Source organism: Alteromonas halophila (assembly GCF_014651815.1).
Taxonomy (GTDB): domain Bacteria; phylum Pseudomonadota; class Gammaproteobacteria; order Enterobacterales; family Alteromonadaceae; genus Alteromonas; species Alteromonas halophila.
In genome coordinates, this window is record NZ_BMXP01000013.1 from 63,611 (window position 1) to 73,351 (window position 9,741).

9 protein-coding genes are annotated in these 9,741 nt (G+C 42.9%); 4 read left to right on the forward strand and 5 right to left on the reverse strand.

Annotated features, from left to right (window positions below; genetic code table 11):
* Positions 1-14: 14 nt before the first annotated feature.
* The 3 genes from IE054_RS16870 to IE054_RS16880 are packed head-to-tail and all read right to left on the reverse strand — an operon-like array spanning position 15 to position 3,461.
* Positions 15-1,091 (reverse strand): BsuBI/PstI family type II restriction endonuclease, encoded by a 1,077-nt coding sequence (locus IE054_RS16870; protein ID WP_189408366.1) that lies wholly within the window; start codon positions 1,089-1,091, stop codon positions 15-17.
* Positions 1,051-2,880: an HsdM family class I SAM-dependent methyltransferase gene (locus IE054_RS16875; RefSeq protein ID WP_189408367.1), complete on the reverse strand. Its 1,830-nt coding sequence runs from the start codon at positions 2,878-2,880 to the stop codon at positions 1,051-1,053. Before IE054_RS16875 ends, IE054_RS16870 begins: the two co-directional genes overlap by 41 nt.
* Positions 2,877-3,461: a recombinase family protein gene (locus IE054_RS16880; RefSeq protein WP_189408369.1), complete on the reverse strand. Its 585-nt coding sequence runs from the start codon at positions 3,459-3,461 to the stop codon at positions 2,877-2,879. The genes IE054_RS16875 and IE054_RS16880 overlap by 4 nt, the downstream gene beginning before the upstream one ends.
* A 688-nt stretch (positions 3,462-4,149) precedes the next feature.
* Between IE054_RS16880 and IE054_RS16885 the strand changes: the two genes are divergently transcribed.
* A complete protein-coding gene (locus tag IE054_RS16885; RefSeq protein WP_189408370.1) occupies positions 4,150-5,013 on the forward strand; it encodes a phage integrase N-terminal domain-containing protein in 864 nt (287 codons plus the stop codon).
* 20 nt (positions 5,014-5,033) lie between these two features.
* Here IE054_RS16885 and IE054_RS16890 read toward each other — a convergent pair whose 3' ends face one another.
* Positions 5,034-5,303: a helix-turn-helix domain-containing protein gene (locus IE054_RS16890; protein WP_189408372.1), complete on the reverse strand. Its 270-nt coding sequence runs from the start codon at positions 5,301-5,303 to the stop codon at positions 5,034-5,036.
* A gap of 111 nt (positions 5,304-5,414) precedes the next feature.
* On the opposite strand from IE054_RS16890, the gene IE054_RS16895 reads away from it, so the two are divergent.
* A complete protein-coding gene (locus tag IE054_RS16895; RefSeq protein WP_189408374.1) occupies positions 5,415-5,624 on the forward strand; it encodes a hypothetical protein in 210 nt (69 codons plus the stop codon).
* A 522-nt stretch (positions 5,625-6,146) separates the two neighbouring features.
* Here the strand turns inward: IE054_RS16895 and IE054_RS16900 are convergent.
* Entirely contained in the window at positions 6,147-6,770 is a 624-nt protein-coding gene (locus IE054_RS16900; RefSeq protein WP_189408375.1) for a hypothetical protein, read from the reverse strand.
* A 648-nt stretch (positions 6,771-7,418) separates the two neighbouring features.
* Between IE054_RS16900 and IE054_RS16905 the strand changes: the two genes are divergently transcribed.
* Together IE054_RS16905 and IE054_RS16910 are read left to right on the forward strand one after the other, a co-directional pair.
* The gene (locus IE054_RS16905) at positions 7,419-9,143 is read left to right on the forward strand and encodes a DUF927 domain-containing protein (protein WP_189408377.1); all 1,725 of its coding nucleotides are present in this window, start codon (positions 7,419-7,421) and stop codon (positions 9,141-9,143) included.
* 252 nt (positions 9,144-9,395) lie between these two features.
* The coding region (locus IE054_RS16910) for a helix-turn-helix transcriptional regulator (RefSeq protein ID WP_189408378.1) at positions 9,396-9,741 on the forward strand (346 nt) is incomplete at its 3' end.

A 9,741-nucleotide genomic window follows, 5' to 3' on the forward strand; every position in this document is an offset into this window, starting at 1 on the left:
ACTAGCTAAAAATTTTATAGAAATGCAGATATTGTAATTGGCCTATTATCTCTTAAAACAATGATGTTATCGGGCTCTGAGCAAAACCAAACATAAGTTCCCCAGGCAAGTTCTGACATGGATTTTTTGAAAGCAGGAGCTGAACGATCCTGAAAAGCTGTTACAAATGAAAGGTGCTTAGTGCTGAATCCAGCATCAATCGCAATGTTAGTTAATTTTTCTTTTCTAATTGAGTTAACAGGTCCATCGGACGCTACAATCTCAATAAAAACGAATAACATATCGCTTCCGTCAGCTTGAGTTCCTAAGTCCACTAATATAACGTCAGGTAAGGTCTTAGACGGGTCAATTTGTAGGTTGAGTTGGGAAGCTAAGTCTATGCCGATCTTTTCTCCTGACTGGGAAAGCCAGAGAACTGCTGGGTTTTTAAGAAATCTGGGAGCAAAATCTTCTAAAACCGACTTTCCTATAACCCCTGATGGACCTGCTTCAAGCGTAATTAGGCTATTGTTTGGTAGCTTAGCGCTAACAGCATCAGAGCTAATGGCCGCAGCTCCTGCACTGAGTAATCTAATTCTGCTCAGAGCCGCTGGGTTTAAATGGTCTTTTTGCCAAGCCGCGATATTGGCGTCTAACGCATCAGAACTTAGGCTTTCATCAAATAGCGCAGAAAAGTCAGCAGCTAAGGCGTATTTGGGTTTAGGAGTGGTAACTGGCAGACCTTGGCGCTCAACCACTGCTCCTAGCGCTATTAAACCATACCGGATAGTTTCGTCTCTTACGGGCTCTCTAGAATTGGGAGCGTACCACGTGTTTACTGGTCGCTCTTTTTTACTAGAAAGTGAGTAGCTTGACCATGATTCACGTTCACTAACGTGGAGTCTTTGAGCCTGTCTATCAAACATATCAGTTACTTGGCTGGGCCTAATCCATCGCTCTAGCCCTTCGACAGCCCCAGCGTAAAACATTACATAGATCGTACGAGCCGCCATTTCTCTGATGACATAATTACGATTTTCTGTGCCTTCAGGGAATATCTTTGGAAGCCTGTCAGATATTGTTGTCAGGCTCGGAACTCTTGGCCAATTCAATCTTACTCTCTCCATATAGTTTAGATATAAACTGTTCGACAGAGAGTCTATCAGATCCTTTCTGAATGATCTTTTGCAGCTTTTCCATACTTGCACAGTCTGGAAGCGGAACAGACATTAGTTCGTATGCTGAGACAGCCACGCTTCCACTTATACAGCGATAGATACGATCAAATATCTCCGAGTTTAAAAGTGCATTGATTGTTTCTTCCGATACAACCTTCGATATTTTATCGCAAAAAACGATATTTAAGTGGTTCTCAATAACAACACCATTATTCTGATCAATAAATTCTTGTGGAATAACAGCCCCAAGTACTCGACGAGTTTGCTCTTTTGAAGTTGTTCTTTGTACTAATATGCAAGACTGTTTGGTTATTAAGTGTTGTTGATTATGAAGTACCTCTATGTAGGGGACATGGTTGCGTTTGACAGCCGAAAACTTAAAGCCATTATTGGTTACAGATTCTGCCCAAATTAAAGGAGTAGATAATTTTGTTTTATCTGACCTAAGCTGCTGCTTGTGACGGTTCCAGACTAACTTACCAGTTGAAACAATATACCCAAGGTCGGGAAGCCTCGTTGGCATTTCCTTTAAGCGGTTTAATAGAGCCGCATCTCGAGAAACCCTCGGTATTATCCACGGACCGTCACCTTGGGGGATGTCTACATTCCCAATAGGCTCTACTTTAGCCTCGTTGAGCCCTTGTGGAACCAGAACGGATACCTTTGACGGAGGACTTTTTGAGTCTTTTTTAAATGTAGTAAGGAGTGTTTCTTGAAGAACATCTTCAAATACACCTTCTCTATTGGAAATAAAATCGAAAGCCTGAGGAGTCGCTTCAGTGGTAAGAAGCTCTCGTAAAGCTTTAAAATACTGCCCGCCTAAAAATGAGGTGGGAGTAAGATACGCTATCACGCCGTGCTTTTTTGCAATTCTCAAAGCTATATCTGTAAACAATCCATAGAGGTTTGCATGTCCGAACAGTGAACGTTTGTAGCTTTCTCTTAATTTTGAATTAAGGGTTACCTTTCCGTAAGGAGGGTTACCAATAACGAGGTCAAACTCTCTGTTCAGATTGGAATTTAGTGTATCACCTACTGTAATGACTTCAGCTGGTAGTCTTTTATTTGATTCTATACATAAACTTATAAGAACTGACTCAAGAAGGACATGTGTCATCCAGGCAGCGAATGGATCAATTTCAATACCTTTAAGCCGCTTTATAATTTGGCGAATTTGCCATTCAGAGGTTGCACCTCCCATTTCTTTCAGCATTCTTATAGCAACTGGCGCAAGGAACGCGCCACCTCCACATGCAGGATCGATCACTGATGCGTTACCAAAGTTCACACCGGCTTCCTCGGATAAATCTAGTAAGCGCTCGACCAATGGAGGGGGGGTATAATAAGCCCCCAACTTTGAACGAAAAGCCACAGGTAACATAGCGGTATAAATCGAACCAATAAGAAAGCCTGAGTCTATATCTGGAAATTGGGCAATAATATTTCCGGTCTGCTTTGCGACCTGTTGTGCATCGTGTGTAATTTCAGCGCACATTGCGCTTTGAGGCGCAGGAAAAACCTTAAGGCTTGACTTGTGTCTAGTATTTATTCGATTCCAATAGGAAGTCACAAGTACAGCACAAAAAGCTCTTGCTACGTCTAGCCTGTGGTCATCATCTACGAAAGAGTTTGCGTACCCCCTTGCCATATTTTTACATGCATCGAATCTAGCTAATGGTTCTTCTGAGGCGTTAGATAAACTTTCGAATTGGTAGGCGCTCATGATTCAAAATTCTCTCGTTCAGGTTGAACTACTCCAACTCTGTTGTAGATCGTGGTTCTGGAGACTCCAAATTGCTTTGCGATGTCAGCGACCGACAAGTTTGGATCTTTAAGGAGACTTCTAATTTCTAGTATATCTTTTTGATCTAATTTGGATTTTCGGCCTCCGAGGCGTCCCCTAGCCCTTGCTGCTTTTAGTCCTGCCTGGGCTTTTTCTTTCACTAAATTTTGCTCAAATTCCGCAAGAACAGAAAATATCTGCATTACGGAATTTCGAGAGTCGGGGGAGATTGTTACCTTCTCTTGAAGACTCTTCAAATTAATATTCGCAGCATTAAGTACAGCTACCAGTTTCACCAAATCTCTGAGGCTTTTGCTTAGGTAATCTAACCTCCAAATCACCAAAGTGTCTCCAGAACTGAGGGCGTCTAAACATAATTCTAACTGGCTTTTTGCAGCGCTTTTATTACTAATCACATCCTCAAAAATTTGATGACAGCCCTCTTTACTCAAGGCTTCTCTCTGAAAAGTATTATTAGGTCCGCTTGATGCTATCCGGATATAACCGATAACTTGATTCATTTACTATTATTTTACATAGAATTCTTTACAAGTAATTTAACACTCAAGTTGCATTAAATCTACTGAGATAACTTTTCGATGAGCCCTGTGAACTCCGTTAAGAAATTAGACCCACTCCGCTTTTTTCTTGAATTGTAAGGTAAGACTTGCTCGGCAGATATTCAGAGGTGAAGGCGGATCGGCGACGAGTCGTCCCTACCCGAAAGAGGTAGGGACGACTCGCAGAGTCGCCCGTCGAGGCCGCTGCTCATGATGCCTCGACCACCAATCCGCTCCCAAAAATTGCAGGGCCAGAAAAGGGATGGAAATTTGAGAGCGCAGAAAAGTGGTTGCAATCCGTGATCGCTGTGATAGCTTAATCATTACTAAAGCTCGGAAAGAGCAAGAAAAAAACGGGCGCTAACGCTGCCCACAACACGTTTCTGAGGCGCTGCATTCGCAGCACGATAGGTCACCACGACCAGCAATATCCACATCAATAAACCACCGTAGTCCGAGCTGCATTTCAACAGAAATCAGTCGGCTCAGCTTTGTTGCTTTAGATCAGTTAGCCTGTATGTCTTCGGACAATATGCTCGGTTACGTACCGTTCATATGGCTTTAAAACTTACCTATTTTGGCATTTCGCCCCCTGGTCTTCGGTTTGGTGTTTTCTAGAACTTTCAAAATTACCTTAAGGGAACGTGAAATGAGCCAACTAGGTTACCGACTCAACCAACTGGTAAACGAGACACACAAAGAGGGGAGCTTCAGTACAAGGGACACCCGTTCTAAAGTATTAAATTTGGCCGCGACTCAGCTATTAGAGCGAGGTTACAAGCTCAAAGACCCTACAGGCCTTAAAACGAAGCATATGACCCACCTGGTCCAGCGGTGGCAGGATGAAGGGCTGGCGGCAAAAACAATCAAAAACAGGGTGTCTGCTCTGCGTTGGGTAGCAAATAAGATCAACAAGCCCAATATTGTCGCTCGGAGCAACGATGATTACGGCATCGCACGCGTAAGAAACAATCCGATTGGTAAATCTAAAACCCTGGATATGGAGAAACACGCCAAAATTAACAGCGACCAGATAAAGCTATCTCTTCGCTTACAGCAGGAGTTTGGTCTGCGAAGAGAAGAGTGCATCAAATTTAATTTGTCCTACGCGCATCAGGGAGACCACATCAGAATAAAAGGGTCGTGGGCAAAAGGAGGCAGAGCGCGGCAAATCCCTATTACCAATAATTCGCAGCGGCAGCTACTGATGGATATCGCAGCCGTTACTAAGAGTTCACTCATAGATCCCAACAAAAATTATGTGGCGCAGTTAGGGCTTTATGAAAGGGAGACGGTTCGCGTTGGACTCAACAAAAATCATGGGCTCCGTCATCATTACGCAAGAGACCGCTATGTTGAGCTTACTGGTTGGAAATGCCCCGCCGATGGAGGGCCGAAGCGCAGAGAGCTATCACCCTCACAGCATATGCTTGATACTACGGCCCGCGAGACTATCAGCAAAGAGCTGGGGCATGAGCGGCTGAAAATTACCTATGCCTATCTGGGTAGCTAGAAATTTGGCATGCCAAATTTCTAGTCTTTAGTACCCCAGACCAGAATCTTCTGAGCCAAATCGTCCTCCACACAAAATAAGAAGGCGGTTGGCACCTTTAGTACCGAACTGAGAGACAAGACAGTCCTAAAATCCGGTGTGTGTACACCCTTTTCGTATTGGTTCATTCGCGCAGACGCAACAAATTTATCCATCCCAGCCAGAATTCCTAACTCTTTTTGAGATAGCCCTTGCTGAAGTCGTGCTTGTTTTAACCGTTTTGGGAACGGCGAACCATCATTCGTCTTCAAGTCGTGTAAGACATCTGCTATTGAAAACTAAGATTTTCTTAGCTTTAATGGTTCTCAGATACTAAGGAATACTTAGTTAAATTTGGCATGCCAAATTATTTGGAGGATTTGATGTTTGGAAAAATACTTAAAGGTACTGCGAAATTTGCAGTGGGCGTGGTAATTGATACCGCTCTTGATAGTGAAAATGACTCTGATGAGGAGCAGCTTGACATGCTAGGCGATGGGCTTGGTGGCATCCAGGCAGATGGGGACAGTATGACACGGAGCGAAGCCGAGGATGCACAGTCGCGCGGTGAGTTATATGATACTTACTATTAATAATCCGTCAGAGAAATTATCATGACACTTTCAATTTGGATTACAGGCATTACATTGACCATATGCGCCTTGGCTGTAGTGCTCTACGTTGCAGGTAAAAGCAAATCCAATAAAAAATGACCAATTTCACACTGAATAATTTGGCATGCCAAATTATTTTCAGTTAAGGGGAAGTCTATGTCGCCTGATGCAGTCTTGGTGTGCTGGGTACTGATGTTCCTGGTGATAAGAACCACGAAACGTCTTGATCGATTCAAAAGAGAGTTATCGCACATACTTTAAGTTAACATCATCGTACTCCCTTCATGCCAGAGTGTTATCAAACTTTATAGTTTGCAATATGCCAATAACCGCCGTCCAGATTTTTAGCTTGATCGCCTGCTACGTGACCGAGGCGGACGGCGAGGAGTCCTCTTTGACATGAAAGCTGGCATTCAATGCAGTTGTTAAGCGGCACCCTCATTGAACAGCGCAAAAGGCATCCGATGTAGAGGGGCGCCAGGCCCCCATACCAAACTGAAACTAGGATTTAGTAAGAGACTTCATTTCTTCCTGTATTAACTTTGCTGACCTTACCGGAAACGTTTGCGTCAACATCATTAAGCCAATAGTAAAGAATAAAGCTCCCAAACCTATAAATATGAAAATTTGAACTATTCTTATTTTGTCGATTTGAGCTGGGACTACGAAGGTCATTAGCCCCAAAAACGTCAAAATACACCCAAAAACTAAGTTGAACCAAAACCCTGCTTTGTCGAACCTTGTCAGATTTACCTTCAGATTCGAGTACTTATATTCGAGATGTGGCATCGCTCTTTTGAAGTGAAAAAAACCGAGGTTTCCTTTTGTCTTTTTGTGTAGGCTAATAATAGCTTCTCTGAACTCCTTTTCGAGTCGCAGTCCAGTAGCTATTTTGAAGTGCTCTGTTGCAAGCTCCTCTTTCAAATGCTCTTTCGTAAGGCCTTCGACATGCTCGCAACCAAGCGCCTCGGATATCTTCAAGATTCTGGCGCGCTTTCTTTCTTCTAGGTAATCCGCAATTTTCTTATAGTTAAAGATAATAGCTACTACAACTATTATCACTGAAACCAATATATTGCCTTCTTCAATACTTGAGACAATACGATCTAAGAATCCGAGGTCCATATTTACTTCCTTTCTCCTTCATTTCGCCAAAAATTTAGAACAGCGCATCATACGTGACATCGCCATGTTACATGATTTACTTAAATATCTACGCCAAAAAATTTGTATCACTAGAGCTTGAGATCACATAGTCGCCGTAAAGTCGTTGCTGGACCGGCAGCAATTGTCGCTTACAGAGGTAGTCCTCAACGTTACCGGTTGTGCTCAGTACGCTTAGCCCCATTCGTTGCGGCTTTCAGGGAGGTCTGCAAAGCCCTGTGAGCCGCCTGGCAGTCTTGGTTTAATTCTACTTGAAAAGTCCCAGGACAGTTCGACAGCTGCAGTTATCAGCTTAAGTAAATTTGGCATGCCAAATTTGAATGAACTCAAAATTAGTTTTTCAGAGTTTAACTGGTTAAAAAATAACCTGTTCGATTTAAGCGAATTTAAAACTAGTTAAAAGCGTCATTTGATACGTCAATTTAGATTAAAAGTGGTTGAAAAAGTGTCTGTGATTTGTTGACTTTTATGGATCACTTGCCACATCGGGCCTGAAAAACCCGCTTCGTCTTACCCTAGCTTTTGAAGGACTCCTAGCCCCTCCTCGTGCCATGCTCGAATCGTTACTGCTTGCAACATTTTTAAACAGAATAGAAAGAGGTGAATCGCATGATTAAGTCAAAATCAGACGGGATGTACATGCTTGGCAAGGATGGTGAAGAAGAAAAAATATCAGGCCCTATAGAGGTTAAAGCTATCGTCTCTTCGCAAGATAAGCGAGACGACTTTGGGCGGCTTCTTGAGTGGAAAAACTACTTTGGCTTACCGATACGTGAAGTACTTCCAATGGGAGAAGTTGATGAAAACTTCGCAAAAAAATATAAAAAAAGGCTGCTTAGCTCTGGTTTTCAACTTAAACCAGGAAAAACCTCGTGGGAATCTCTTCTAGCCTACCTAATAGAAACTCCTTGTAATAACCATGCTTACAGCGCAAGGCAAAGTGGTTGGGTCGATGGTCAATTTGTTACACCAGATTGGAGTATTGGCCAATACGATACACCGGCTGTTTATGTTGGCGATTTTGCAGGTGACAGCCTAGTTGAATCAGGCTCACTGCTGGAATGGCAACAAAATATTGGGAAGTACTGCAGAGGCAATCCAATCATGATTCTTGCTGTATGCACTGCTCTAGCGGCACCCGTTATTGGATGGACAGATTTAGAGAGCTTCGGAATACAACTCGTTGGAAGTTCAAAATCAGGTAAGTCTACAGTGATGAAAGTTGCTGCCAGTATCTATTCAGATCATACCTACTGGGAGACTTGGAGTTCTACGTCCAACGGTATTGAGTCTATAACTCGTGCACGAAATAACATGCTGCTTTGTCTTGATGAATTTAAGCAGTGCCCAGCACAAGATATTGGCAAGATAATTTATCACTTGTGTAATGGCGTATCGAAACTGAGAAGTCAGCAAGATGGCGCCCTGGATAAGCGGTATCGTTGGCGCACAATATTTCTTAGTACCGGCGAACTTACCCTTGAAGAGCTTTTACTGGATATTAATCAAAGTGTCAGTGCAGGCCAGTCAGTTCGACTGGTAGAGATCCCAGTATTTAGCCAATATGATGCTTTCGAAAATACTCATGGATTTACCTCAGCGAAAGAGTTTGCTGAGTACTTGTCAGCCAGCATAGGTAAGTATCACGGATCATTCATTAAATTGTGGGTGGAAGCTCTCTCGAAGTTAGACTGCCCAAATAATGAAGTCATCAATGAGTACAAAAGTATTAGGGAACAGTGGCCTTGGCCAAAAAATATCGAAAGCCAAGCTAATAACGTCTTGGACAAGTTTGCTCTGTTAGCAGCGGCTGGAGAAATAGCAATTAATCTTGGGCTATTACCATGGCATTTAGGGGAAGCGAGAGATGCTTTAGAGCAAGTAGCAACAATTTGGTTAGATGATCGCAATAGCACTGAAAACTCAGAAAGTAAGAAAATTATTAAAAAGCTTACGAAGCTAATTAATAAGTGGCGGCACAGCCTAAGTGCTAAAGGCGAATCTCATAATGGAACCATTGGATTCTTCGAATCAGAGTCTGAGCTAGCTTGGTACATCCCACAAAAGCTTTTCAAATCTGAAGTGATAGAGTCCGTTGCTCATGAATACAGCCAAACAGTCCATTACATGCTTCAAAAAGGTTGGGCCGTTTCTAATGAGGGGGCGCGACGCACATTTAAAGTAGGTGGAGAACGGTTTATCAAATTCTTTCCCGATAAAATTTGCCGAGAATGCGGTGAAAATATCGATCTATCCCACTTTTATCCAAATGATAACTCATTGAATAGTAATGCTATTCCTGATTTCCCATTTTCCCAGAGTGAGAATTGCTAATGCTTACTGATCAACGATTTAACGAAATAAGATGTGTGATTGAAAGCCAACTTTGCAAAGTAGCACTCAATAGCAAAGAGTTCCTGACATTTGACGAGTGTGTTCAGTACACAGCACTAAGCCCAAACTTCTTGCGCCAACAAGTGCGGGATGGGCTGTCCTGTTACAAGCTTGGGGGACGGCGAACCTTTTTCAAGAGAAAAGAAGTTGATGCTTGGGTACTAAAGAATCGCGTGGAATTGGGAGACGAACATGAATAACGAGCTATTTGAAAAACGAGCGGGAATTTTAAAGCTTTATGGCGAAGAAGAGCGCTTGATAAGTGAGACTGAGCGCTGCCGCAGAACCGGCATAAGCCGAACTACCTGGTGGCGCATGCAAAAGGCCGGGCAAACTCCGGCCGCCTCTAGCATTTGTAAAGGAAAGTCTCGTTGGCTGCTTTCCGAAATATTATTATGGATAAATAGCGTTCCCCGAATTCAGATAATAAGTGCACCACTCATGGTTAAACGGCGAGAAGAGATCAACTGCCTGTTGGTGGTACTCTGTAGTCGCCAAACAAACAGAAGTAATCACCATGAGTTACAAGCAGTTGATC